Below are 25,745 nucleotides of genomic sequence, written 5' to 3'. Positions count from 1 at the left end.
TAGAGTGATTGGGCAAATTAATTTAGAATAACGGCTGCTTATCAGTTAGTTATAATCGAATCTCTGTTCTTTTCCCGATAGTTATCGGGACTATAAGCGTAGCGATCTTTATTCTTTATCGGACAATAATGATAATAAATATCAAAAAATTAATGAAAAACATACTTTACGTCCTTATGTTTCTTCCAACACTATTTTTTTCTCAAGAAAAAATTAACGGTGTTATCGTTGAACTAACGGAACAAAAAAAGAGCGTCCCGCTTCCAGGAGCCAACGTGTATTGGTTGGATTCTACAATTGGAGCGATAACGGACATAGACGGGAAATTCACTATCCCGTATCAAACAACATACACACAATTGGTTATTAGTTATGTGGGTTACAAAACCGATACCATTACGGTTAACTCACCAAAATCGATCAAACATACTCTCAAAGGAACTGGAGAACTCAGTGAAATTACTGTCACCTCTCGTAAACAATCCACTTCAAAATCGTATTTACAATCTGCGAATGTGATGTTTGTGAGTAGTGACGAATTACTCAAAGCGGCATGTTGCAATCTTTCGGAAAGTTTTGAAACCAATCCTTCCATTGATGTCAATTTTGCGGATGCCGTTACAGGCACCCGACAAATTAAAATGTTGGGGCTGACCAGTCCTTATATTTTAATTACCTCAGAAAACATACCCACCATACGTGGCGCATCCCAAGCTTACGGACTGAGTTTTACACCAGGAACTTGGGTTGAAAGTATTCAAATTACCAAAGGCGCGGGGAGTGTGGTGAATGGTTTTGAAAGTATTGCTGGACAGATCAATACCGAGATCGTTAAACCTACTACCGATAATAAATTATTCGTGAATCTCTATGGCGCCAGTAGTGCACGTTTAGAGGCAAATGTGCATCTCAACACTCAAGTGAGTGAAAAGTGGAGCACTGGTTTGTATTTGCACGGGAATACTCACGATGTCAAACATGATGTTAATGACGACGGATTTATGGATATGCCCATCTACAATCAGATTAACCTGATGAATCGTTGGCAATATACCAATGCAGAAAAGGGCTTTGTAAGTTTTATTAACCTCAGTTTTTTGGATGACAGCAAACAAACAGGACAGGTCAACTTTAATCCTGATACAGATAAACTGACCACTAATGCTTGGGGCAGTGAAATTGATACCAGAAGATTTGACGTATCTTTAAAATCTGGTTATGTAAACCCGGATATTCCATGGCAAACTCTAGGTTTTCAATCGGCGTTTAGCAGTCATAAACAAGAATCCTATTTCGGATTGCGACAATATGATATTTTGCACAACAGTTTGTATGTCAATGGAATTTATAACACCATCATCAGTGATTCAAGACATAAGATTAAAACTGGAGTCAGTTATACTTATGATCATTATGATGAATTGGTGTTGACCGAAGACTTTGAACGTACAGAAAATTCAGTAGGAGCCTTTTTGGAGTACAATTTTGACAATTTAGAAAAACTGAATTTGACGGCAGGGATTCGTATTGACCACCATAATCTTTTGGGAACCTTTGTTACGCCACGGCTGCATGCACGTTATACACCTTGGGAAAAATCGGCTCTAAGAGTGTCCTTTGGTCGTGGAAAACGTAGTGCAAGCATTTTTGCTGAAAATCAAAATATTTTTGCAACTTCAAGAACATTGTTAATTGATGGTGGGGCACCATTGGGGAGTTCACGAGGTGCTTATGGTTTAGATCCGGAAATTGCTTGGAATTATGGAGTGTCCTTTTTACAAGGCTTTAATCTCTTTGGAAACAAGGCCGATGTGACCTTGGATTACTACAGAACAGATTTCCAAAATCAAATTGTAGTCGATTTTGAAAATCCGCTCCAACTCAATTTCTATAATCTTGATGGAAAAAGTTATGCCAACAGTTTTCAGCTCGAATTTAATTATAATGTATTTGAAGGCTTCGATTTTAGAACCGCTTACAAATATTATGATATCAAAACACAATACAATTCCGGAACGTTGGAGAAACCTTTAACGCCAAAACACCGCGTATTCGGTAACCTATCTTACCAAACAAAACTTAACGAGAACTTGGCCCAATGGAAATTTGATGCTACTTACAATTGGTTGGGCGAGCAACGATTTTCATCAACTGCCAGCAATCCTATACAATACCAATTACCAGAATATTCAGAAACTATAGGAACGCTCAACGTTCAAGTGACAAAGGTTTTTTCTGAGAAATTTGAAGTATATTTAGGTGGCGAAAACATCACAGATGTAAGGCAAAATAATCCAATCTTAGGAGCTGATGATCCCTTTGGTGCAAATTTTGATACAACCTTTGTCTATGGGCCAATCTATGGCAGTATGTATTACGCCGGATTACGATTTAAAATTAAATAACAAATAAAATTATGAAAAAAATAGTATTAGTAGTCGCATTATTAATTGGAACAGTCACCATGGCACAGAATAAAAATGCCAAAGCTACAATTGAAGTAGACGGGGTGTGTATGATGTGTAAGGAGCGCATTGAAAAAGCAGCCATTAAGGCAAAAGGCGTTAAAATTGCGAATTGGGATGTGAACACCCACGAACTGAAATTGATTTTTGACGAACGCAAAACCAGTTTAAAAGCCATACAACAAAGTATTGCTGAGGTTGGGCATGACACCAAAGAAATTAAAGCGACAGATGAGGCTTATAACAGTTTACACACTTGTTGTTACTATAGAGATGACGCCGTAAAGGACGATCATAAAGATGATAAGCAATAATAGTTTAGTTAAATATTTGCTAATGAGAGACTAACTGCGCTCTAGTTGGTTGTAAATTTAGGATAGATTTTAAATCATAAATTATTATGGCACAATCTAATTTAGGTGGGAAACCACAAACGCCTAAGCCAGTGCAAAAACAACCGGCAAAAAAGGCACCACAAGCTGCTCCCAAAAAGAAGTAGTCTGTAGCACGGTTTATTATGATAAACTGTTTTAGGAACAATTAAACAAAACAAAACGCCTCAATTAACTTGAGGCGTTTTTTATAATAGGGTATGTCAGGAGGGTTGATTTACATCATTCCTGGCATGCCTCCACCGCCGCCCATTGGCATTGGAGAATCTTCTTTGATGTCCACTAAAGCACATTCCGTAGTTAAGATCATTCCAGCAACTGAGGCTGCATTTTCTAATGCAATACGGGTTACTTTCTTAGGATCAATAATTCCAGCTTTCAGCATGTCAACATAAGTTTCTGTTTTAGCGTCAAAACCGAAGTCTTTTTTGCCTTCCATAACTTTTGCAACGACAACACTACCTTCACCACCTGCATTTTCGACAATGGTACGTAAAGGTGATTCAATAGCACGAGCTACAATCTGAATTCCTGTTGTTTCATCTAAGTTATCAGTGGTCAATTTCTCCAATACTGATTTTGCTCTTACAAGGGCAACACCACCACCAGCAACAATGCCTTCTTCTACTGCAGCTCTTGTAGCATGCAACGCATCATCAACACGGTCTTTTTTCTCTTTCATTTCAACTTCACTCGCTGCACCTACATAAAGTACGGCAACACCACCAGCTAATTTAGCCAAACGCTCTTGAAGTTTTTCTTTGTCGTAATCAGACGTAGTCGTTTCAATTTGTGCTTTAATTTGGCTCACTCTTGCTTTGATATCCTCAGCTTTTCCAGCACCGTTAACAATTGTTGTATTGTCTTTATCAATAGTGATTGTTTCAGCAGTACCTAACATGCTCAAATCAGCATTTTCTAAAGAGAACCCTCTTTCTTCTGAAATAACAACCCCACCAGTTAAGATAGCGATGTCTTCTAACATTGCTTTACGTCTGTCTCCAAAACCTGGAGCTTTAACTGCTGCAATTTTTAATCCGCCACGTAATTTGTTGACTACTAAAGTTGCCAAGGCTTGGCCTTCTACATCTTCAGCAATAATTAACAATGGACGACCAGATTGTGCTACTGGTTCTAGGATTGGAAGAATTTCTTGAAGATTTGAAATCTTTTTGTCAAATAATAAGACATAAGGATTTTCTAAATCGGCAATCATTTTATCGGCATCGGTCACAAAATATGGAGAGAGGTAACCGCGATCAAATTGCATTCCTTCAACAACATCTACATAAGTTTCTAAACCTTTAGCTTCTTCAACAGTAATGACGCCTTCCTTACCAACTTTATTAAATGCTTGGGCAACCAATTCGCCAATAGCATCATCATTGTTGGCTGAAATGGAAGCTACTTGCTTGATCATTTCTGAAGAGTTTCCTACTTTTTTTGTTTGCTTTTCAAGCTCAGCAACAATAGCGGCAACCGCTTTGTCAATACCGCGCTTTAAATCCATTGGGTTTGCACCGGCAGCAACGTTTCTCAAACCTTCTTTAACGATAGCTTGAGCTAAAACGGTAGCTGTTGTAGTTCCATCACCTGCAAGGTCATTGGTTCTAGAAGCAACTTCCTTTACCATTTGTGCACCCATGTTTTCTAATGGATCCTCTAATTCTATCTCTTTTGCAACGGTAACACCATCTTTAGTCACCTGAGGTGCGCCAAATGATTTACCAATAATAACGTTACGTCCTTTTGGGCCTAAAGTTACTTTTACTGCATTTGCCAATGCATCCACACCACGTTTTAATCCGTCGCGCGCTTCAATATCAAATTTTATGTCTTTTGCCATAATTATAAATTTTTACATTCCTGTAAAAACAGGAATCTGTTGTTTTGTAATTGATTTATTTAAAAGGAAGTTCCTGCCTTCACAGGAATTGGGTTAAATGATTGCTAGGACATCACTTTCACGCATGATCAAGTAATCTTTGCCTTCAAGTTTTAATTCTGTTCCCGCATATTTTCCGTAAAGAACGGTTTCACCAACCTTTACAGTCATTGGGTTTTTCTTTGTGCCAGCACCAACGGCAACAACTTTACCTTTTTGAGGTTTTTCTTTAGCGTTGTCTGGAATGATGATTCCTGAAGCTGTTTTTGTTTCAGCCTCTACAGGTTCAATAAGAACACGATCTGCCAATGGTTTAATGTTTAATCCCATAGTTTTATCTTTGTTTTAGTCACGCCAAACGTGACAGGTTAATTAATTTTGTTTAACGGATTAGTTAGTTGCGAAAAATGTGCCATGAGCTGTGAACTGACAAAGTTTCAGTAACAAAAAATGCCAACAAATTTTGTTGGCATTTTTAATATATGGAATGGAACTACTTTAATTAATTTGTAGTATCAATTGGTGTGGTCGTATTATTAATAGCGGGTGTGGTTGGAGCAGGGATGCTTGTGGCTGCATCAGCGTCTAGCGCCTTAGATTCAGTAGTTCCAGTTGCGCCATCAATGGCCACATTAGACACCAATATAAGAGCTAATAAGACGGTTGCTAAAATCCAAGTACTTTTATCTAAAAAGTCAGTAGTTTTTTTAACACCACCCAATTGCTGTGAGCCACCACCTCCAAATGATGAAGACAATCCGCCACCCTTAGGGTTTTGAACCATAATGACTACTACTAATAGAAAAGATACAATGATGATAAGGACTAAAAATATTGAAAACGTACTCATGCGCTATTTGGTATTATTTGCTTGTATTTGTTTTACCGCTTTAATTTGGTCTGCAAAGAAACCACTTTTTTCTGGATATTTCAAAATTAAAATTTTATATGATTGAATTGCTTTTTCATAGTTTTTTTGCTCCAAATAGATACGGGCCAAAGTCTCTGTCATAAAGCTATCATTCTGAACCAGTTGGGTTTGAGCGAGGTTGATTGATGGTTTAACGTCTTTAACTGGTGCTATTTTTGGATTGGTGGTGATGAACTTGTCAATTAAATCCAATTTTTTTTCTAAAGCAGATGACGTTTTAGGTTCCTGAACTACCGTATTTTCCGGAGTCTCGATTTTGGTCGAAAGGCTTTCCGTTTCTCTTTCAATGGGTTTGAAACTGGTGATTTTTAACCATTGGGTAAACGAGTGTGTTTCGTTTTTATCAAACTCTAAGGGTTTGCCAATTTGTAATTGTGCTTCTGGCGAAGACTCAATATTTTTGACATCCACATCAATGATGGACGTGTCAGGTTCCTTTACAAATGCGGACGATCGTGGCTTTTCTTCAAATAATTTGGGATCAAGAACCTTATCACTGTCTTTGATTTGTTGTTTTAAAGTATCATCTAACATTACACGTTTATTGACAGAAATATCGTCAGGGTCCGTAACATCAATATTTTTTAAAAGTTCAGTGTTTTGTTTGATCAGTTTAGAAATCTCATTTTGGTTGAAGGCCTCTGAGGTAATAAAATCGAATAAAATACTTCTATCTGTTGTGTAGGCGGCTGTAATTCTCAGTTCCTGATTGTAGTTGAAACTTTCCTTGGTTTTTAATCCTTTTAAATATAAGGCTCTTGCCGCTTGAAAATAAGGGTATTGTGTTACAATGTCACCAACGTTTGTGGTGTGGACCGTATTCAGTTCTTCAGGGTGACCAAGTAAATATGTAAATTCCTGTGTGTTCACGTTATAAAGTTACCATTTGCCTAAAGTAGCATTTAAAATATCTTGTGTAATCCGTTCAAAGATTTCAGTAATTGCCGTATCTTTTTGAGCGCCTACCAATTGGGCGGCCGCGGGATAGTCATAAAAGAACGAAAAATTTTGGTTAACGTCACCATCGGGATTGTTTTTATCGTAAAAACGCACACGGACGCCAATGGTTAATCTGTTTTGTGCTGCGGTAATATCAGCGGTAGCTGTGGTTGGAGATATGCGATACTCAGTTATTTCGCCTTCATAGGTGATGTCGCCTCCTGAAGTTACCAATTGTAAACTGGTTTGATTTTGAATAAGATCAGCTAATGAATTGGTAAAGGTACGCTCCAAACCTGGTTCTATAAGCGGTGCATCATTTTGGAAATAGTTAACCTGATAGGTTGTAGTTCCTGCTGGTAAGGAGATTCCTGTAAATCCGTAATTGCCACAGCCTGACAGTAATCCAAGACCTAATACGATTGCTAAAACTTTAAAATATTTCATTGCTGTTTATTGTATGACGACAGGTTATAAATCATATTGCTTAATTTTTCTATACAAGGTACGTTCACTAATGCCTAACTCAGCGGCAGCCAGTTTGCGTTTTCCTTGATGACGCTCCAGAGATTTTTTGATCAATTCCAGTTCCTTGTCATGGAGCGATAATGTTTCTTCCTCTTCAACTTCTTCTGCAAAATAATATTTATCGTTGGATTCGTCAATAGCATCTGAAAGTTGGCTCATTTTTTCGGGAATCGAAAGGACTTCTAAATCTTCAATGGTCTCCTCATAATTTTCCTCATCTTCTTCATCGCCATAGATCTTCTGGATCAAGCCTTCGTTTTTCTTTTGAACGTCATTAGTGGTTCCGTTTTTCATCAGTTCCATGGTGAGTTTCTTTAAATCGTTCAAATCACTCTTCATATCAAAAAGGACTTTGTAGAGAATTTCTCGCTCACTGCTAAAATCACTGTCGCTTTTAGAGTTCTTTATAACCGCAGGCAAATTGTCCGCATGATTTGGTAAATACGCTTTTAAAGTTGCGGCGTTAATCGTTCTGGTTTGTTCCAATACGGAGATTTGCTCGGCCGCATTTCGCAATTGACGGATATTTCCATTCCATCTATTTTTCAGAAGCACCTCTACAGCTTCTTCTGTTAATTTAATGGTTGGCATTTTATATTTGAGCGCAAAATCGCTTGCAAATTTTCGAAACAACAAATGAATATCCTCTTTTCGCTCACGCAAAGGCGGTAAGTGAATGTCAATGGTACTCAATCGATAGTAAAGATCTTCCCGAAATTTTTCCTTTTTGATGGCCTCAAACATATTCACGTTAGTAGCAGCCACAATACGCACATTTGTTTTTTGTACCTTACTGGACCCTACTTTGATAAATTCGCCATTCTCCAAAACACGAAGCAAACGTACTTGGGTGGTTAAGGGCAATTCTCCAACTTCATCTAAGAAGATGGTCCCACCATCAGCCACTTCAAAATAACCTTCACGGGTTTGGGTAGCGCCTGTAAACGCGCCTTTTTCATGACCAAAAAGCTCACTATCAATAGTACCCTCTGGGATGGCACCACAGTTTACGGCAATATATTTACCGTGCTTGCGATGTGATAATTGATGAATAATTTTAGGGATGCTTTCTTTACCAACGCCGCTTTCTCCAGTAACCAATACAGAGATATCTGTTGGGGCAACTTGAATGGCTTTTTCTATAGATCGGTTAAGTTTTGGGTCATTCCCAATAATCCCAAAACGTTGTTTTACGGCTTGAATTGATTCCATTTAAATTAAAATTATGAATGAATAATGGTGCATTACCTCGTGTTAGTGTCTCGACTCTAATTGTTGTTGTTTAGTCATTCATGGCGTACCCAGTAACTTCTCCAATTAGGGTAGCACTGGTACAATCTGTGATTTTGACGTTTACCAAATCGCCAACCTTATATTGTTCTTTAGGGAAAACTGCTACAACATTTTGTGAGGTTCTTCCAGACCATTGCTGATCAGATTTTTTAGATTCCCGTTCAATCAAAACCTCAACCGTAGTATTCATAAATGCGTTGGTTCTGAACTCACTGTGTTGGCGTTGTAATTGGACAATGTCATCCAGACGTCGTTTTTTAACTTCTTCCGGAACATCATCTTCCAACTTGCGCTCCGCTAAAGTTCCCGGACGTTCAGAATAGGTAAACATATAGCCGAAATTATATTTTACATAATCCATCAGACTCAGCGTATCCTGATGGTCTGCATCGGTTTCAGTTGGGAAACCTGTAATCATATCCTGAGAAATGGAACAGTTAGGAAGGATACGTCTAATATTATCTATGAGCTCAAAATATTGTTCACGGGTATGCAGGCGGTTCATTTCCTTCAAAATCCGATTGCTGCCACTTTGCACAGGCAAATGGATATGGTCGCAAATATTTTTAAACCGAGCCATTGTTTCAATAACATCTAAGGTTAAATCTTGAGGATTGGAGGTTGAAAAACGGATGCGCATTTTGGGATAGGCCTTGGCACATAATTCCAATAAATTAGAAAAACTAACGGCGGTGGCTTTTTGGAGGTCACTAGCTTTTTCAAAATCTTTTTTGAGTCCGCCGCCATACCATAAATAACTATCTACATTTTGACCTAAAAGCGTGATCTCTTTGTAGCCTCTGACCCAAAGGTCATTGATTTCTTCTAAAATACTTTGTGGGTCTCTACTACGCTCACGGCCACGAGTAAACGGCACCACACAAAACGTACACATATTGTCGCAACCCCGAGTAATAGAGACATACGCAGAAACACCGTTTGAGTTTAATCGGACCGGAGAAATGTCGCCATAGGTTTCGTCTTTGCTCAAAATAACGTTAATGGCATCTCTACCTTCATCAACCTCTGCCAGCAAATTAGGGAGGTCTTTATAAGCATCTGGACCAACAACAAGGTCGACGATTTTTTCTTCCTCTAAAAATTTGCTTTTCAAGCGTTCTGCCATACAACCCAACACTCCAACTTTCATTTTCGGATTGATCCGTTTTACGGCATTGTATTTTTCCAATCGTTTACGAACGGTTTGTTCGGCTTTATCCCGTATAGAACAGGTGTTTACCAAAACCAAATCAGCCTCTTCTAAGTTTTGAGTGGTATTGTAACCTTCCTTAAATAAGATGGAAGCCACAATTTCACTGTCGCTAAAGTTCATAGCACACCCATAACTTTCAATAAAAAGTTTTCGGGTATTTTCTTTTTTCGGTTCGAGTACGAGAGATTCTCCTTGTTTGCTTTCGTCAATAATTTTCTCCATAGGGTTCTTGAAACGTCAGTCGTTGAATTTTGTGCCCCTGTTAAAAGGCAGCTGCAAAGATATGATTATTTTAATGATTGTGACAAAGTGACAGTGTTTAAAAATGTTTTGATTATGTTAAAAAATTATGGTTTCTTTGAAGTTGAACCACCTTAAAACCTAAAGAATGACACCAGTAGAATTCCAGTCCAAACTAGATAATGCAAGAGCTTTAGATTTTGGGACTATTTTTAACCAATCTATTGAGCTGTTCAAGAAAAGCTGGTTACAGGGGTTTTTGATGCAATTGTTTGTCATGATTTTGATGATGCCCTTCTTTCTCGTTATCTATGTACCACTGATTGTTGCAATGTTAGCGCAATCAGAAACTGGAGATTTTGACCCTAATAATATGAACGGTCTTTTTGCTGGATTCTCTGTAGTGTATGGATTGATATTTATGGTGGGGATTTTAGTTGTGGCTGCCATTCAGGTGGCATTCAACGCGGCGTTTTTTAGAATGTTGAGAACCTTAGATAGTGGCGGAGAGGTGCGCACTTCAGATTTATTTTACTTTATGAAAGGAGATTACTTTGGTAAGTTATTGATGCTAATGTTGGTGACCATCCTGATTGCTATCCCAGCGGCCTTGGCCTTTTACCTCCCGCTTATTTATGTCATGGTACCGCTCTCATTTTTCGCAGTTATTTTTGCTTTTAACCCCCAATGGTCTATAGCTTCTATTGTTAGCTCAAGCTTTAGGTTGGGAAATAAAAAATGGGGATTGACATTTGGTTTGTTACTAGTGTCTTATATACTCATGATGTTGTTGACGGTGGTCACTTGTGGTTTAGGAGGTTTGTTTGTAGCACCGTTTATGTTTCATCCAATTTATTACATTTATAAGGAAACAATTGGCTTTGACGATGAAAGTGAATTGCAGCAAATTGGCAAAAGGGATGTATTTTAACGCAACCTTTTTTTAAATGATGCATCTATAAGTAAGGTGATACTAGTCTGGTATCTACTTAAAAACCAACACTTATGAAACAATTCATTTTTCTATTAGCATTTGTCTGTCTTTTGTCGTGTAATGACGATGATAACGATTACGAAATTGTAATAGTGGCAGTTCCGGAAATGATGTCCAAAACAGAATTTAGAAAGTCGGTTGAGGTTCAAGCTGCAAAACCTTCAATTACTGCAGGTAAAATTTATGCCTATGGCGACTTTATCTTTATTTCAGAAGCCTTTAAGGGAATTCATGTGATTGACAATTCTAATCCTACAGCACCACAGCCAGCGGCTTATTTGAAGATCCCAGGAAACGAAGATATTTCTATAAAAAACAACTACCTCTATGCTGATAGCGCTACGGATTTAGTTGTTTTTGATATTTCAGATATAGCAAATGTGCAAGTTGTTGATCGGTTGGAAGACGTATTTTCAGTCTATGATTACCGGATTCCTAGTGAGGCAGAATACGCTGATTTTGGTAATTATGATTTTGACAACAACGTCGTTATCAGTTGGCAAATTGTACAAGAACGTCGAGAGATTGTGGATAATAGCCGGTTAATGCTTAATGATGCGGCCTTTTCAGGATCAGGAGAAGGTTCAGGTGTGGGTGTTGGAGGTTCATTGGCCCGTTTTCAAATTAACGATGCGTATTTGTATACGGTAGGTTCTTCAGAACTGTCAATTTTCAATATCTCCAATTTGGCAAATCCTACATTTGAGAGCACTCAATATTCAGGTTGGAATATTGAAACTATGTTTTATGCAGACAACTATTTATATCTTGGAGGCACCAATGGCATGTATATTTACAGTTTGGAAAACCCTGCAGTGCCTGAGTATGTTTCAGAATTTGTGCATTGGGAAGGCTGTGATCCTGTAGTGGTGGATGGCAATTATGCATACCTTACCTTAAGAGGTGGCAATGCCTGTGGTCAACTAGAAAGTGTGCTGGAGGTTATAGATATTGCTGACAAAACGAATCCTACATTGGTAGCAAGACATGTGTTGGATAATCCTTATGGGTTGGGGTTTAAGGGTAATAATCTATTTATATGTGACGGTACTTCTGGTTTAAAAGTTTTTGATAAGACCAATCCATTAAGTTTGCAGCAAACCCAGACCTTTTCTGATATTCATGCCATAGATGTGATCCCTTTAAAGAATAGTCTTTTAATGATAGGTGAAAATGCGCTTTATCAATATGATTATAACAATGAGGCTCTTAATTTAATAAGTACTTACGCATTAAATTAAAACACCCATTATACTTCTCAGAAGCCTGAATATTCAGGCTTTTTTTGGTCGTTAAGGCCACCCGTTAAACTGCAGATAAATACGCTTAAAATTTTTAAATTAGGTTGAATTATTTTTTTTCATATACATTTGCAGCCACAAAATATCTGATATGGCGAAGAACTTAGTAATTGTTGAGTCCCCTGCGAAGGCTAAAACTATTGAAAAATTTTTAGGAAAGGAGTTTAAGGTAGAGTCCAGTTTTGGACATATTGCCGATTTGCCTTCCAAAGAATTGGGGGTAGATGTTGATGGCGATTTTAAACCGAAATACGAAGTTTCTAAAGATAAAAAAGCCGTTGTAAAAAAACTGAAAGACTTAGCAAAAAAAGCCGATATGGTTTGGTTGGCAAGTGATGAGGATCGTGAGGGTGAGGCTATTGCTTGGCACTTGGCAGAGACTTTAAAATTGGATAAAGCGAAAACAAAACGGATTGTTTTTCATGAGATTACTAAAACAGCCATCCTTAAGGCTATTGAAAATCCGCGGGATATTGATTACAATTTAGTAGATGCCCAACAGGCACGTCGTGTGCTGGATAGAATAGTGGGGTATGAATTGTCTCCTGTTTTATGGCGTAAGGTAAAAGGCGGACTTTCAGCAGGGCGTGTACAGTCTGTATCTGTACGGCTTATTGTAGAACGTGAACGCGATATACAAGGGTTTACACCAGAAGCATCTTATAGAATAGATGCTGAATTTTCTAATGAAGAAGGACAGACCTTCAAAGCGAAGCTTCCTAAAAACTTCGCCACCAAAGAGGAAGCTTATAAATTTTTAGAATCGAATGCTACTGCTTCTTTTAAAGTAGCCGATTTAGATAAAAAGCCGGCTAAAAAATCGCCAGCAGCACCATTTACAACCTCAACATTACAACAAGAGGCAGCGCGTAAACTCTATTTTTCAGTCTCGAAAACGATGACTATGGCGCAACGTTTGTATGAAGCTGGTTTGATTACCTATATGAGAACCGATAGTGTCAACTTATCTGATGACGCCCGTAAAGGGGCGCAAGCAGAGATCAGTGAGGCGTTCGGTAAAAAATACAGCAAACCACGTAACTATAAAGGTAAAAGCAAAGGTGCTCAAGAAGCGCATGAGGCCATAAGACCTACTGATTTTTCTGTACATAACGTTGCTATGGATAGAGATCAGGCAAGACTGTATGATTTGATCTGGAAACGTGCCATTGCCTCACAAATGAGTGAAGCTGAATTGGAACGTACCAACGTTAAAATTAGCGCATCAACACATAAAGAATTGTTTACGGCCAACGGAGAGGTCATTACTTTTGATGGATTTTTAAAAGTCTATTTAGAAGGTACTGATGATGAAGATTCTGAGCAAGAGGGCATGTTGCCTGCAATGCGCACCAATGAAACGCTGCTCAACTCTTACATTACCGCTACAGAACGTTACACACGTCCACCATATAGATATACGGAAGCATCTTTGGTAAAACAATTGGAAGAATTGGGTATTGGACGTCCATCTACCTATGCGCCAACAATTTCAACCATTCAGAACAGAAATTATGTTGAAAAAGGAACTATTGAAGGTGTAGAGCGCAACTATACGCAACTGACTTTAAAAAGCGGCAACGTAAAAGATAAAGAATTGACTGAAAAGGTCGGTTCAGACAAAGGGAAATTAGTGCCAACGGATATTGGTATGATTGTGACTGACTTTTTGGTGAATCATTTTGAAAGTATTTTAGATTATAATTTCACCGCGAAAGTAGAAGCCGATTTTGATGAGATAGCAGAAGGCAAGGAGAATTGGACGGACATGATGAAGAATTTCTACAAAGATTTTCATCCTCAGGTAGAAGATGTACAAGAAAATGCAGAGCGTGAATCTGGTGAGCGGGTGTTGGGGAAAGATCCAAAAACCGGACGTCAGGTCAGTGTGCGTTTGGGCAAATTTGGTGCTATGGTCCAAATAGGAACGGTTGATGATGAAGAAAAACCTTTGTTTGCTAGTTTGTCTCCAGACCAACAATTAAACACCATTACTTATGAAGAGGCCATGGATCTCTTCCAGCTTCCAAAATTATTAGGAGCTTATAAAGACGAAGACGTTGAAGTCAATAATGGTCGTTTTGGACCTTATGTAAAGTATGGCGATAAGTTTGTGTCCCTTCCAAAAGGAATGGAAGCGTTAAATGTTGAGCTTGATGTTGCTATTGAGCTAATCAAAGAAAAAGAAAAAGCAGACGCACCTATATATATGTATAAAGATTTGCCGGTTCAAAAAGGTAAAGGTCGTTTTGGTCCGTTCATAAAATGGAACGATATGTTTATTAACGTCAACAAAAAGTATGATTGGGATAATCTATCCGACGATGATATCGTACAATTGATCGAAGATAAAATTCAGAAAGAAATAGACAAGGTGATTCACAATTGGGAAGACGAAGGCATCCGTATAGAAAAAGCGCGTTGGGGCAGACATAATATAGTGAAAGGCAAGACTAAAATAGAATTGGACAAATCTGTGGATGTGTCTGAATTTACTTTAGAAAAGGCCAAAGCCATGATTGAAGCCAAAGCACCGAAGAAAAAAGCAGCCAAAAAAGCCACCAAGAAAAAACCGACTAAAAAAACTGCAACTGCAAAAAAGAAATAATTCATGACGTTTAACTTTTTGTCCCCAGTCTCTGATGCCGTTATGGCTCATAAAGAGCTGTTGTTGCCACAGGCCTTAGGTAAGAAATTGAAACTACATTCTAAAGCGCATGGAATTCCAGATCTTGACAATGTGAAAGTTGCCATTATCGGGGTTCTTGAAAACAGGAATGATATCAATTATATGGGTTCTGATGTGCAGTTGGATACCATAAGAACCGTTTTCTATAATTTATTTCCAGGCAATTGGCACACCAATATAGCAGATTTGGGTGACATTCTTAAGGGCGATAGCGTTGAGGATACCTATTTTGCATTAAGGACCACCATCACTATTTTACTCGAAAAGAAGATCATTCCTGTCATTTTAGGCGGGAGTCAGGATTTGACGTATCCTAATTATAGAGCCTATGACAGTATTTGCCCTATGGTAAATGTGGTCAATGTGGACAGTAACTTTGATTTGGGAGATTCAACGTTACCTATCAAAAACAACAGTTATTTAGGGAAGATTATTTTGGAACAACCCTATAATCTGTTCAACTATTCAACCATTGGGTATCAAACCTATTTCAATTCACAAGAAGAGATAGACCTTATGGAAAAACTTTATTTTGAAGCGTATCGTTTAGGAGAGGTGTCTAACGCCATCAATATTGTAGAGCCTGTGATGAGAGATGCTCATATTGTGAGTGTGGATTTAAAAGCGGTTAAAGCTTCAGAAGTCGCTAAGAAGCAAAAATATTCGCCCAACGGTTTAGACGGAAAGGAAATTTGCGCTATCGCGAGATATGCGGGAATTAGCAATAAAGTATCCTCATTTGGGATCTATGAATATCAACAGTCAGAAGATGATCATGTCACGGCAATGCTTGTGGCGCAAATCATGTGGTATTTTATAGAAGGTGTTAATTGTCGCGTTAATGAAAATGTTTTGGGCGACCCTGTAAACTACCAAAAATTCAACGTTTTAATAGATGATGATGACCTGATTTTTTATAAGAGTAACAAGACGGGACGCTGGTGGATTGAAATTCCTTTTTTACCTGACGTCAATAATAAATTGAAAAAGCACACGTTATTACCTTGCACGCATCAAGATTACACAGAGGCCACACAAGGTAAAATCCCTGAAAGATGGTTTAAAGCTTATAAAAAGAATAGTTATTGAGTCCTTTCGTTAACATTTTGTTAATCGATGAAATGCTTGCTTTTTGGGATGAAATGCAATAAAAGTAAAAAAAATATTGTTTTTTTGAAAATATATAGATATGTTTACTGCCTCAAAAAACAGAAACTGAACATTTAAGAGTAAATAATTTAACCTCGAGTTTATATGAATATGAAGAAGTTCGCTTTATTAACGGCTGTTTTAGCTCTATTGGCTAGTTGTAACTCTGGAGACAGAGGAGAACTGGTGGGAGTTAAAGGGAACAATTGGCATCCTGAAAAGCCCTATGGAATGACCCTGGTACCTGGTGGATCTTTCATTATGGGTAAATCTGATGATGATTTAGCTGGCATACAAGATGCTCCAACCAAAACCGCTACAGTTAGAGCCTTTTATATGGATGAAACTGAAATCACCAATAGTGAGTACCGTCAGTTTGTGAACTGGGTAAGAGATTCTACAATCAGAACAAGGTTAGCCATTATGGCTGATGAATACGGATTGACTCCTGGTGATGGAGGTACTGGAGAATTTGCATTTAAAGATTCAGATCCTGATAACATGACTGTATATGAAAAATACATGTATGATAACTATAGTGGTTTAGGTCCTACTGGTTATGAAGGCCGCAAACTCAATAAAGATGTGAAGCTGATTTTTGATACCAGTAAATATCCAGACGAATATTATGCCGAGGTTATGGATACCATGTATTTATCAATGGAAGAATCCTATAATGGTCAGCGTACTTGGGATGTTAAGAAATTTAAGTTTCAATATACCTATATGGATATTGAAAAGGCGGCTAAAAACAGAGACTTAAAACGTAAAGACGTTTTGGTTACTGAAGAGGTTCAAATTTATCCTGATACTACCGCGTGGATTAGAGATTTCGCTTACTCTTATAACGAGCCAATGCACAATGATTACTTCTGGCACGATGCTTATGGAGAATACCCTGTAGTTGGTGTGTCTTGGAAACAAGCTAATGCTTTTACAAAATGGAGGACTTTATACAAGAATTCTGATCAAAAGAGTAGAGGTAAGCAAAATGTCAATTCTTTTAGATTGCCATCTGAAGCGGAATGGGAGTATGCTGCAAGAGGCGGACTGCAAGGTGCTACATTTCCTTGGGGCGGACCTTATGCTAAAAATGATCGAGGCTGTTTCTTAGCCAATTTTAAGCCGTTACGTGGAGACTACGCTGCAGATATGGCACTGTATACCGTTGAGGCCAAATCTTATGAGCCTAATGATTACAATTTATATAATATGGCGGGTAACGTTTCAGAATGGGTAAATGGTTCTTATGATCCAGCATCCTATGAATATATGTCCACCATTAACCCAAATGTCAATGATCCTAACAATCAGCGTAAAGTGGTACGTGGAGGCTCATGGAAAGATGTTGCCTACTTTTTACAAGTAAGTTCTAGAGATTATGAGTATGCAGATTCTGCAAGAAGCTATATCGGATTTAGAACTGTACAAGATTATATGGGTACAGATATTACTGCAAATGCAGCAACCAACGCTAATTAATACAACCAAATCTAAATATTAATCTACTTAAATCAAACTTAACAAAACACAAACATTATGACAATCAATAAGAAAGTAATGAACATGATTTACGGCTTAGGTGCCGCAGTTGTAATCCTTGGTGCACTTTTTAAAATCATGCATTGGCCTTTTGGAAACGAAATGCTAATTTTGGGCCTGGTAACAGAAGCCTTAGTATTTACAATATCAGCATTTGAACCAGTTGATAGTGATTTAGATTGGTCATTGGTATATCCTGAATTAGCAGGTGGTCAAATGATAGACCGAAAAAAAGAGCAGCCTAAAGATGCTGAAAGTCTTTTGTCTAAAAAATTAGATGAATTGCTTAAAGATGCTAAGATTGATGGCGAGCTTATGGCAAGTTTAGGTAATAGTATCAAAAACTTTGAAGGTGCTGCAAAAGGAATCAGCCCAACGGTAGATTCTATGGCTGCTACAAAAAAATACGGAGAAGAAATGTCATTGGCGGCTGCACAGATGGAATCGTTAAACAGTCTTTATAAAGTACAAATGGATTCTGCAAGTCGTCAGGCTGCCATTAACGAAGAAGCTGTTGAAAATGCTGAGAAACTTAAAGAGCAAATGAAATCTTTAGCTTCAAATCTATCTTCATTAAACGGTGTATATGGTGGAATGCTTTCTGCAATGAACAGAAACTAATTTAGTTATTAGTTCAATTTAATCAAACCAACAACTAAAAACTAAGTTAGAATGGCAGGAGGAAAATTATCCCCAAGACAAAAAATGATTAACCTTATGTATTTGGTGTTTATCGCAATGATGGCCCTAAATATGTCCAAAGAAGTGCTTTCAGCATTTGGGTTAATGAACGAAAGGATCAGTGATTCTAATGAATCGGCAACAGTACGTAACGCCGCATTTATGAAAGGTTTAGCAGATAAGGTTGAAGAACAGCCCGCTAAATACCAACCCTTAAAAGCTAAAGCAGATGACATCGACAAACTGTCGTCTGATTTCAACGCCTATTTAGAAAGCGTTAAAGCTGGTTTATTGAAATCTGTTGATGATCCAACCAAATATGAGGAGATGGACAGAACCGATTTTCTCGATCAAAAATGGTTTAATGGTGACAATATCTCTAAGGATGGTCAAGAGTTTTTAGCTCAAATCAAAACCTATAGAGAAGGTGTGATTCAAGTATTGGGTGAAGACAACAAAGACATCCAAGCAGATATCCAAAAGAAATTCGCGACTGAAAACGTCAAGACGTCTGATGGCATTACAAAAGGATGGTTAAACTACCATTTTGAAGGATTTCCAATGGTGGCGTCATTAACTAAGCTTACGCAAATGCAAGCTGACGTTAAGACTGCTGAGTCTGAAGTATTATCGTCTATGTTAGCAGGTAAGCTTAAAATTGAGGCCTCTTTGACAAACTTTGATGCAATCGTTATTCCGGACAAAACGGCATTCTTCTCTGGAGAAGAGTTTACGGGGACCATCATCTTAGGTAAAAAGGATCAAACCTTAAGAGCTGATAAAGTAGTCATCAATGGAAGAGAGTTATCTCCAGATGCAATGCAAGCAGGAAAAACACTGTTAAAATTCCCTGCTGGTGGTGTTGGAGAAAGAGAAATAGTTGGTGAATTCCAATTTAAGGAAGGTGATTCAATTATTAGTATCCCTGTAAAAAGCACATACGCTGTTGTGCCTAAGCCAAACTCTGCTACCATTTCAGCAGATAAGATGAATGTAGTATACCGTGGTGTAGCTAATCCAATGACCATCTCTTTTGCAGGTGTTCCGGATAATAATGTGAATGCTTCTGCACCGGGTCTATCTAAGAGTTCAGGAACAGGAAAATATGTTATGAACCCTGGTTCAGGTAAAGAAGTGACTATTAGTGTTACAGGATCACTTCCTGACGGTACTAAGGTGAGTGACAGATCTACGTTTAGAATCAAGGACATTCCAAAGCCATCAGGAACAATTGCTGGACAACCAGATAATGTGAGTTTACCGAAGAGTAATGTTGAAATCGCTACTGTTGATTCAAAACTATTTGATTTTGATTTTGATCTTGATATCAACGTGACCTCATTTAAAATTAAAGTTCCTGGGCAGCCAACTGTTACCGTTAATGGTAATAGAATGAATGATCAAGCCAAGAGCGCACTTCGTAAAGCATCAAGAGGTGATGCGGTACAAATTTTTGAAATCAAATCACAAATTAGAGGGAATAGCAGTATAAAACTACTTCCAGCGTCTCCAGTATTTATAGAAATATCAAATTAATATACTATTGGTACAGTTGCAGCGTTGCATAACTATGTAGGTCATATCCCAAATAATAATAATAAGATGAAATTAAAATATTGTTTATTAACCGTTTTAAGTATGGGGTTGGTAGTGAGTTCATTTGCTCAAACGAATCTGCTCAATGCTAAAACACCGGAAGAAATTGGTGTAAAATCTGAAGCTCAAAAGGCTATGGATAACGACAAGCCGCTTGAATACGGTTATGTTGATGATAGAGATATCATGTTTTCAAAAATGACATGGGAAAAAATAGTACTTGATGAACGCGTCAATTTTCCGCTCTATTACCCTGTTGATACAAATAATATCGGATCAAACAGACGTTCTTTATTTGACGTGTTGTGGAAAAATGTAAGAGACGGAACTATTAAAAACGTCTATGATGATTCTTATTTTACCACAAAGCGTAATCCAAGAGATATCCAATCGATCATGTCAAAAACTGACACTTTAGATATTGGGTACCAACAGTACAACTCAGAAGGGTTCGTGTCTCCAGAGTACATTATTAAAAGAGACATTCAATCTTATGATATCAGTGCTTACCTTATAAAAGGCTTATGGTATTTTGACAAGCGTCAAGGCGAATTGAAGTACAGACTGTTAGGTATTGCTCCGGCTGCCGCAGATGTCAACTTTATTGATTCTGAAGACGAAGCCAATAAGGAACCTATTGCCTTGTTTTGGGTATTCTATCCAGAAGTAAGAAATGTGTTGCACGAGGCTAAAGCCTTTAATAATCAAAATAGCTCCACGCCATTTTCGTATGACCATTTGTTAAATTCACGCCGCTTTAATGGCTACATGTACAAAGAAGAAAACGTATTTGGAGACAGAGAAGTTAAGGAATATGTAGCTGACAACGCTTTAATGCAACTGATGGAATCTGATCGTATTAAAGATAAGATTAGAGATTTTGAACAAGACATGTGGTCTTATTAATTAAGGCATTTTATTATTACAACGCTCACTTTTTAAGTGGGCGTTTTTTATTTTAGAAGGTCATTCTAATTCCTTGGATGTTTTTCTTAATGAATTACAATTAAGAATAGTACATTTGTAAGTATGAAAGACGTGGATTATATCATTGTAGGTTGCGGATTGGCAGGTGTGTCCTTTTGCGAAGAGCTAAGAGCGCATGACAAATCGTTTGTGGTGTTTGATGATCAGTCACAGCAATCGTCAATCGTTGCCGCAGGCTTATACAATCCGGTCATTCTAAAACGCTTTACGGGCGTATGGAAAGCCCAAGAGCAGTTAGAAATGCTCACCCCGTTTTATGAACACCTTGAAAAATTATTAGGTGTTAAATTAGATTATAAACTTCCGGTTTATAGACGATTCGCATCCATTGAAGAACAAAACGAGTGGTTCAATGCTTCTGATAAACCCATATTGGAAAATTACCTACATGCGCAAGTCATTACCAATTCAAACGCTGCAATAGACGCACCTTATGGTTTTGGAAAAGTTTTGGAGACCGGCAGGATTGACACTTCTACATTGCTCAAACATTATAAATTGTTTTTAAAGACCATCAATAATTATATTAATGAACGCTTTGATTATGCGGCGCTAGCTTTTGATGAAACCTCAATAACCTATAAAAACATTACTGCAAAGTACATCGTATTTGCTGAAGGATTTGGAATGGTACACAACCCGTTTTTTAAGAATCTTCCCTTAAATGTCGCAAAAGGAGAAGTGCTAACGATTAAAGCCCCCAACCTCAAAATGGAATTCATTTTAAAATCGTCTGTTTTTCTTGTTCCTGAGTTGGACGATTGTTATTCCGTTGGTGCCACTTACAATTGGGAAGACAAGACCCATGACATTACTCAAGAAGCAAAAACCGAACTCCTTGATAAATTAAATGAATTGATCAGTTGTGATTATGAAGTGGTCCATCAAGTTGCAGGCATCCGGCCTACAGTTAAAGATAGGAGGCCTCTGGTGGGCAGACATCCAGAACACAGTAATATGGCTCTATTAAATGGTTTGGGCACACGTGGCGTGATGATTGGACCGTATGTAGCAAAACAGCTATTTCAACATCTCGAACAGGATGCTCCTTTAGAAACGGAAATCGATATTAAGCGCTTTAAAGTTTAGAATTGGGTCATCTCTATCTTCTTTACAAGATATAAAGAGGGGCTCACTTTCCCTAATTGACTTGTTTTTTAGCTAGATTTTTGTCATAACTCATAAACATGTTGATCCAAATATTTCGGGATAAGCGCATAATTATGGGCATGAAAACAATCAGAGTTATAATAATGACAATAAATGCAGTCATTAAGCTAGAGCCAAAAAAGAGAAAGCTAATGATGAAGGCAGCAACCGAAAACGCAACGCCAAGCCCGTAACTAACGTACATAGAGCCGAAAAAGAACGAGGGTTCCATGCGATATTTAGTCTGGCAATTGGAGCATTTTTCACGAATTTTCAGTGTATCAGCCAGGGCATAGGGGTTCGGATTATAGTACATGGATTCTTCGTGACATTTGGGACAGGCGCCCGTAAAAATACTATACAATTTACTTCCTTTATTTATCATGGATAATGTTTACTTTTGCATTTTCTAATAAAATACAAAATTAAGATTTTTAAAATCAATGTTTTGTGACAATCCTTACAATAATGCTCAATATACATAATCTTTCTATTTCATTTCAGGGCGAGTACCTTTTTGAAGACATCACTTTTAGACTCGGCGCTGGCGACAGAATTGGCTTGATCGGAAAAAATGGTGCGGGAAAATCTACCATGCTCAAAATCCTGTCCAAAGAAATAGAACCAGATTCTGGACAAATTGCTGCCGATAAAAATTTAAGCATTGGCTTTTTAAAACAGGATATCGATTTTGTTTTAGGAAGGACAGTACTGGAAGAAGCTTATGAAGCTTTCAAAGAGATTAAAGAACTAGAGGCAAAAATTGAGCATATCAATGAGCAATTGGTAGAGCGTACAGATTATGAAAGTGATTTTTACCATCAACTGATGGTCGATTTGAGCGAATTCCAACACCAATATGAAATTGTTGGCGGATATAACTACCAAGGTGAAACGGAAAAAATTCTTCAGGGTTTAGGTTTTAAGCGCGCAGATTTTGATAAACTGACCGATACGTTTTCTGGGGGATGGCGTATGCGTATTGAACTCGCTAAATTATTGCTTCAAAATAATGACATCCTACTTTTGGATGAGCCTACCAATCACTTAGATATTGAATCTATCATTTGGCTTGAGGGTTTTCTAAAGAATTATATTGGTGCTGTGGTGATCGTTTCTCATGATAAAATGTTCTTGGATAATGTGACCAATCGTACGATTGAAATTTCCCTTGGAAGAATTTACGATTACAAAAAAGCATATTCTGAATATTTGGTGCTGCGTAATGAACTTAAAACACAGCAATTGGCATCGCAAAAAAATCAGCAGAAGCAGATCGAGCAAACTGAAAAGTTGATTGAAAAGTTTAGGGCAAAAGCGTCTAAAGCAACCATGGCACAATCCCTCATTAAGAAATTGGATCGTATGGATCGAATTGAGGTTGATGAAGATGACAATAGTGTGATGACACTAAATTTTCCGGTATCAGTAATGCCTGGTAAAGTAGTGGTTGAAGCAGAGCATATTTCTAAACGGTATGCCGATTTACAGGTACTGAAGAATATTCACCTTAATGTAGAACGTGGCAGCAAGATTGCCTTTGTTGGTCAAAACGGACAAGGAAAATCTACTTTGGCAAAAATTATAGTGGGCGAATTAAAATACGAAGGGCATTTAAAACTTGGTCACAATGTGCAAATCGGTTATTTTGCACAAAATCAGGCAGAATATCTAGACGGAAACAAAACCGTTTTAGACACGATGATTGACGCTGCCAATGAAAAAAACAGGAGTAAAGTCCGTGATATTTTGGGATCCTTTCTCTTTAGAGGTGAAGAAGCTGATAAATATGTAAGAGTGCTTTCAGGGGGTGAACGTAACCGTCTGGCCTTGGCAAAACTGTTATTGCAACCGTTTAACGTGTTGGTTATGGATGAGCCTACCAATCACTTGGATATAAAATCTAAAAACGTTTTAAAGGAAGCGCTGACAAGATTTGAAGGTACATTAATTTTAGTATCTCACGACAGGGATTTTCTTCAAGGTTTGACCAAGAGTGTGTATGAGTTCAAAGATCAACGCATTAAAGAATATTTAGGAGATATTGACTTTTATTTAGACCAGCGTAACGTTGAAAACTTGAGAGAGATTGAAAAGCGCGATGTGGTGAAGGAAACTCCTAAAGAAACCAATAAACAAACCTACGAAGATCAGAAGAAGTTAAAATCGTTAAATAATAGGTTGAGCAATGTGGAGGCTAAAGTTAGCCAACATGAAAAGGAAATCAAAGCTATGGATGCAGCCCTTGCAACAGACTATGATAAAACCAGCGCTGACCCAAAGTTTTTTGAACGCTATAAAGGTAAAAAGGAAAAACTTGCCAATTTAATGAAAGAGTGGGAAACCATTCAGGAAGAGCTTGAAGAGGTAAGTTAAAAAGCTATGGAAGAACATTTTTTTCAATGCCCTTACTGTTGGGAAGAGATTTCAATGCTCATAGATTATTCTGTCCCACAGCAAAGCTATGTAGAAGACTGCGAAGTGTGCTGCAATCCTATCCAAATATCCGTAAGCATTAGTAGTAATACAGTAGATTATTTTAATGCCCAAAGTATTGAGCAATAGCACTTGCTAGTGTTTTTAGGCTCTTTTTGTTCCTTAAATTTTTTTTTGTCAAGGATGTAAAAGCAAGCCTCAAATATCTTAATTTTAAAGGTATGCAAGAGGCTTTTCTTCATTATATATGGCAGTTTAAAAAGTTTGACACCACACAGTTACAGACTACCCGTGGTGAATCAATCACATTGCGCCATAATGGCCTTCCCAATCTCAATGGCGGCCCGGATTTTTTTAATGCACAACTCCAAATTGACCAACAGGTATGGGTGGGAACTGTAGAAATACATCTCAAATCCAGTGATTGGTATGTGCACAACCACGAAGTAGATGCTGCCTATGATAATGTGATCTTACATGTAGTCTATGAACATGATACAGACATCTTTCGGAAGGATAATTCCGTAATTCCAACTCTAGAATTAAAACTGATCATCCACAAAAATGTATTTAAGAATTATCAAAGGCTATTGATGACACCGCATAAATGGATCAATTGCGAATCGGATTTTGCTGATACGGATGATTTTTTAATGTACAATTGGTTAGAACGCCTGTATATTGAACGGCTTGAAAGAAAGTCGAATGCCATAGAAGCGATGTTGGAGACAACAAAAAATGATTGGGAAGCGGTGTTGTTTATGCTTCTGGCCAAAAACTTCGGACTCAAGGTAAACGGTGATGCTTTTTTGAGTATGGCGAAGTCATTCGATTTTTCAATGGTCAGAAAACTACAATCCCAACCCCTACAGTTGGAAGCTTTATTTTTTGGACAGGTAGGCGTTTTGGAAAAAGATGTGCAAAATGGGTATTATTTGAGTTTGGTAAAGGAATATCAATTTATAAAGCAAAAATTCAATCTCTCCAATACTAACGTCATACCGCTGCAGTTTTTTAGATTACGACCACCAAATTTCCCGACCATTAGGCTTTCTCAATTGGCCATGTTATACCATCAACATCCTAATTTCTTCACTAAAGTGATGGCTGCAGAAACGCTAGAGGATTTGTACGCACTTTTTCAAGTGGGCACATCTGAATTTTGGGACACGCATTTTACTTTCGAGAAAATATCCAAAGGTTCCAGGAAACTGCTAACCACTAATTTTATAGATCTGCTTTTGATCAATACGGTATTACCGCTAAGGTTTTGTTTTTTAAAATATCAAGGAAAGAATCCAACGGAACATAATATGTAACTATTCAGCCTATCTA

22 protein-coding genes are annotated in these 25,745 nt (G+C 37.8%); 14 read left to right on the top strand and 8 right to left on the bottom strand.

The window, feature by feature from the left end; all coding sequences use genetic code 11:
• Positions 1-152: 152 nt before the first annotated feature.
• Together JEM65_RS00110 and JEM65_RS00105 are read left to right on the top strand one after the other, a co-directional pair.
• Positions 153-2,405: a TonB-dependent receptor plug domain-containing protein gene (locus JEM65_RS00110; protein WP_199596499.1), complete on the top strand. Its 2,253-nt coding sequence runs from the start codon at positions 153-155 to the stop codon at positions 2,403-2,405.
• A gap of 11 nt (positions 2,406-2,416) precedes the next feature.
• On the top strand, positions 2,417-2,779 hold the full coding sequence (locus JEM65_RS00105) for a heavy-metal-associated domain-containing protein (RefSeq protein WP_199596498.1): 363 nt from the start codon (positions 2,417-2,419) through the stop codon (positions 2,777-2,779).
• Positions 2,780-3,074: 295 nt separating this feature from the next.
• Here JEM65_RS00105 and groL read toward each other — a convergent pair whose 3' ends face one another.
• From groL to miaB, 7 genes are all read right to left on the bottom strand, one after another.
• A complete protein-coding gene (gene groL, locus JEM65_RS00100) occupies positions 3,075-4,703 on the bottom strand; it encodes a chaperonin GroEL (protein ID WP_199596497.1) in 1,629 nt (542 codons plus the stop codon).
• 93 nt (positions 4,704-4,796) lie between these two features.
• Positions 4,797-5,072, bottom strand: a complete 276-nt coding sequence (gene groES, locus JEM65_RS00095) for a co-chaperone GroES (RefSeq protein ID WP_129016628.1) — start codon at positions 5,070-5,072, stop codon at positions 4,797-4,799.
• A 172-nt stretch (positions 5,073-5,244) separates the two neighbouring features.
• Entirely contained in the window at positions 5,245-5,592 is a 348-nt protein-coding gene (secG, locus tag JEM65_RS00090) for a preprotein translocase subunit SecG (protein WP_199596491.1), read from the bottom strand.
• Between the two features lie 3 nt (positions 5,593-5,595).
• Complete coding sequence (locus JEM65_RS00085) at positions 5,596-6,543, bottom strand: tetratricopeptide repeat protein (RefSeq protein WP_199596490.1); 948 nt, start codon at positions 6,541-6,543, stop codon at positions 5,596-5,598.
• A 9-nt stretch (positions 6,544-6,552) separates the two neighbouring features.
• The gene (gene lptE / locus JEM65_RS00080) at positions 6,553-7,059 is read right to left on the bottom strand and encodes an LPS assembly lipoprotein LptE (RefSeq protein WP_199596489.1); all 507 of its coding nucleotides are present in this window, start codon (positions 7,057-7,059) and stop codon (positions 6,553-6,555) included.
• A gap of 24 nt (positions 7,060-7,083) precedes the next feature.
• Positions 7,084-8,352 (bottom strand): sigma-54 interaction domain-containing protein, encoded by a 1,269-nt coding sequence (locus JEM65_RS00075; RefSeq protein ID WP_199596488.1) that lies wholly within the window; start codon positions 8,350-8,352, stop codon positions 7,084-7,086.
• A gap of 70 nt (positions 8,353-8,422) precedes the next feature.
• Positions 8,423-9,868 (bottom strand): tRNA (N6-isopentenyl adenosine(37)-C2)-methylthiotransferase MiaB, encoded by a 1,446-nt coding sequence (gene miaB, locus JEM65_RS00070; protein WP_199596487.1) that lies wholly within the window; start codon positions 9,866-9,868, stop codon positions 8,423-8,425.
• 166 nt (positions 9,869-10,034) lie between these two features.
• Between miaB and JEM65_RS00065 the strand changes: the two genes are divergently transcribed.
• From JEM65_RS00065 to JEM65_RS00025, 9 genes are all read left to right on the top strand, one after another.
• Positions 10,035-10,817, top strand: a complete 783-nt coding sequence (locus tag JEM65_RS00065) for a hypothetical protein (RefSeq protein ID WP_199596485.1) — start codon at positions 10,035-10,037, stop codon at positions 10,815-10,817.
• A 74-nt stretch (positions 10,818-10,891) separates the two neighbouring features.
• Entirely contained in the window at positions 10,892-12,121 is a 1,230-nt protein-coding gene (locus JEM65_RS00060) for an LVIVD repeat-containing protein (RefSeq protein WP_199596483.1), read from the top strand.
• Positions 12,122-12,272: 151 nt separating this feature from the next.
• Positions 12,273-14,789, top strand: a complete 2,517-nt coding sequence (topA, locus tag JEM65_RS00055) for a type I DNA topoisomerase (protein WP_199596481.1) — start codon at positions 12,273-12,275, stop codon at positions 14,787-14,789.
• 3 nt (positions 14,790-14,792) lie between these two features.
• The gene (locus JEM65_RS00050; RefSeq protein ID WP_199596479.1) at positions 14,793-15,959 is read left to right on the top strand and encodes a formimidoylglutamase; all 1,167 of its coding nucleotides are present in this window, start codon (positions 14,793-14,795) and stop codon (positions 15,957-15,959) included.
• Positions 15,960-16,130: 171 nt separating this feature from the next.
• Complete coding sequence (gldK, locus tag JEM65_RS00045; protein ID WP_199596673.1) at positions 16,131-17,501, top strand: gliding motility lipoprotein GldK; 1,371 nt, start codon at positions 16,131-16,133, stop codon at positions 17,499-17,501.
• Positions 17,502-17,558: 57 nt separating this feature from the next.
• Positions 17,559-18,182: a gliding motility protein GldL gene (gldL, locus tag JEM65_RS00040; protein WP_199596478.1), complete on the top strand. Its 624-nt coding sequence runs from the start codon at positions 17,559-17,561 to the stop codon at positions 18,180-18,182.
• A 51-nt stretch (positions 18,183-18,233) separates the two neighbouring features.
• On the top strand, positions 18,234-19,778 hold the full coding sequence (gldM, locus tag JEM65_RS00035; protein WP_199596477.1) for a gliding motility protein GldM: 1,545 nt from the start codon (positions 18,234-18,236) through the stop codon (positions 19,776-19,778).
• Positions 19,779-19,844: 66 nt separating this feature from the next.
• The gene (gldN, locus tag JEM65_RS00030) at positions 19,845-20,744 is read left to right on the top strand and encodes a gliding motility protein GldN (protein WP_199596476.1); all 900 of its coding nucleotides are present in this window, start codon (positions 19,845-19,847) and stop codon (positions 20,742-20,744) included.
• A gap of 123 nt (positions 20,745-20,867) precedes the next feature.
• Positions 20,868-21,914, top strand: coding sequence for an NAD(P)/FAD-dependent oxidoreductase (locus JEM65_RS00025; protein ID WP_199596474.1), 1,047 nt, complete (start codon positions 20,868-20,870; stop codon positions 21,912-21,914).
• A gap of 52 nt (positions 21,915-21,966) precedes the next feature.
• On the opposite strand, the gene JEM65_RS00020 is transcribed toward JEM65_RS00025, so the two are convergent.
• The gene (locus JEM65_RS00020) at positions 21,967-22,359 is read right to left on the bottom strand and encodes a DUF983 domain-containing protein (protein ID WP_199596473.1); all 393 of its coding nucleotides are present in this window, start codon (positions 22,357-22,359) and stop codon (positions 21,967-21,969) included.
• Positions 22,360-22,442: 83 nt separating this feature from the next.
• Between JEM65_RS00020 and JEM65_RS00015 the strand changes: the two genes are divergently transcribed.
• The 3 genes from JEM65_RS00015 (at position 22,443) to JEM65_RS00005 (ending at position 25,729) form a co-directional block, all read left to right on the top strand.
• Positions 22,443-24,350: an ABC-F family ATP-binding cassette domain-containing protein gene (locus JEM65_RS00015; RefSeq protein ID WP_199596672.1), complete on the top strand. Its 1,908-nt coding sequence runs from the start codon at positions 22,443-22,445 to the stop codon at positions 24,348-24,350.
• Positions 24,351-24,356: 6 nt separating this feature from the next.
• Positions 24,357-24,539, top strand: a complete 183-nt coding sequence (locus JEM65_RS00010; protein WP_199596472.1) for a CPXCG motif-containing cysteine-rich protein — start codon at positions 24,357-24,359, stop codon at positions 24,537-24,539.
• A gap of 92 nt (positions 24,540-24,631) precedes the next feature.
• A complete protein-coding gene (locus JEM65_RS00005) occupies positions 24,632-25,729 on the top strand; it encodes a DUF2851 family protein (protein WP_199596471.1) in 1,098 nt (365 codons plus the stop codon).
• The last annotated feature ends 16 nt before the right edge of the window (positions 25,730-25,745 follow it).

The sequence above is a fragment of the Gelidibacter salicanalis genome (assembly GCF_016469035.1).
GTDB classification, from domain to species: domain Bacteria; phylum Bacteroidota; class Bacteroidia; order Flavobacteriales; family Flavobacteriaceae; genus Gelidibacter; species Gelidibacter salicanalis_A.
This window is presented reverse-complemented; position numbering and strand designations above follow the sequence as displayed.

Excerpts from the sequence above, each read along its gene's own strand:
- JEM65_RS00110 (WP_199596499.1), top strand. The coding sequence starts at position 153 with ATGAAAAACATACTTTACGTCCTTATGTTTCTTCCAACACTATTTTTT.
- JEM65_RS00105 (WP_199596498.1), top strand. The coding sequence starts at position 2,417 with ATGAAAAAAATAGTATTAGTAGTCGCATTATTAATTGGAACAGTCACC.
- groL (WP_199596497.1), bottom strand. The coding sequence starts at position 4,703 with ATGGCAAAAGACATAAAATTTGATATTGAAGCGCGCGACGGATTAAAA.
- groES (WP_129016628.1), bottom strand. The coding sequence starts at position 5,072 with ATGGGATTAAACATTAAACCATTGGCAGATCGTGTTCTTATTGAACCT.
- secG (WP_199596491.1), bottom strand. The coding sequence starts at position 5,592 with ATGAGTACGTTTTCAATATTTTTAGTCCTTATCATCATTGTATCTTTT.
- lptE (WP_199596489.1), bottom strand. The coding sequence starts at position 7,059 with ATGAAATATTTTAAAGTTTTAGCAATCGTATTAGGTCTTGGATTACTG.
- JEM65_RS00075 (WP_199596488.1), bottom strand. The coding sequence starts at position 8,352 with ATGGAATCAATTCAAGCCGTAAAACAACGTTTTGGGATTATTGGGAAT.
- miaB (WP_199596487.1), bottom strand. The coding sequence starts at position 9,868 with ATGGAGAAAATTATTGACGAAAGCAAACAAGGAGAATCTCTCGTACTC.
- JEM65_RS00065 (WP_199596485.1), top strand. The coding sequence starts at position 10,035 with ATGACACCAGTAGAATTCCAGTCCAAACTAGATAATGCAAGAGCTTTA.
- JEM65_RS00060 (WP_199596483.1), top strand. The coding sequence starts at position 10,892 with ATGAAACAATTCATTTTTCTATTAGCATTTGTCTGTCTTTTGTCGTGT.
- topA (WP_199596481.1), top strand. The coding sequence starts at position 12,273 with ATGGCGAAGAACTTAGTAATTGTTGAGTCCCCTGCGAAGGCTAAAACT.
- JEM65_RS00050 (WP_199596479.1), top strand. The coding sequence starts at position 14,793 with ATGACGTTTAACTTTTTGTCCCCAGTCTCTGATGCCGTTATGGCTCAT.
- gldK (WP_199596673.1), top strand. The coding sequence starts at position 16,131 with ATGAAGAAGTTCGCTTTATTAACGGCTGTTTTAGCTCTATTGGCTAGT.
- gldL (WP_199596478.1), top strand. The coding sequence starts at position 17,559 with ATGACAATCAATAAGAAAGTAATGAACATGATTTACGGCTTAGGTGCC.
- gldM (WP_199596477.1), top strand. The coding sequence starts at position 18,234 with ATGGCAGGAGGAAAATTATCCCCAAGACAAAAAATGATTAACCTTATG.
- gldN (WP_199596476.1), top strand. The coding sequence starts at position 19,845 with ATGAAATTAAAATATTGTTTATTAACCGTTTTAAGTATGGGGTTGGTA.
- JEM65_RS00025 (WP_199596474.1), top strand. The coding sequence starts at position 20,868 with ATGAAAGACGTGGATTATATCATTGTAGGTTGCGGATTGGCAGGTGTG.
- JEM65_RS00020 (WP_199596473.1), bottom strand. The coding sequence starts at position 22,359 with ATGATAAATAAAGGAAGTAAATTGTATAGTATTTTTACGGGCGCCTGT.
- JEM65_RS00015 (WP_199596672.1), top strand. The coding sequence starts at position 22,443 with ATGCTCAATATACATAATCTTTCTATTTCATTTCAGGGCGAGTACCTT.
- JEM65_RS00010 (WP_199596472.1), top strand. The coding sequence starts at position 24,357 with ATGGAAGAACATTTTTTTCAATGCCCTTACTGTTGGGAAGAGATTTCA.
- JEM65_RS00005 (WP_199596471.1), top strand. The coding sequence starts at position 24,632 with ATGCAAGAGGCTTTTCTTCATTATATATGGCAGTTTAAAAAGTTTGAC.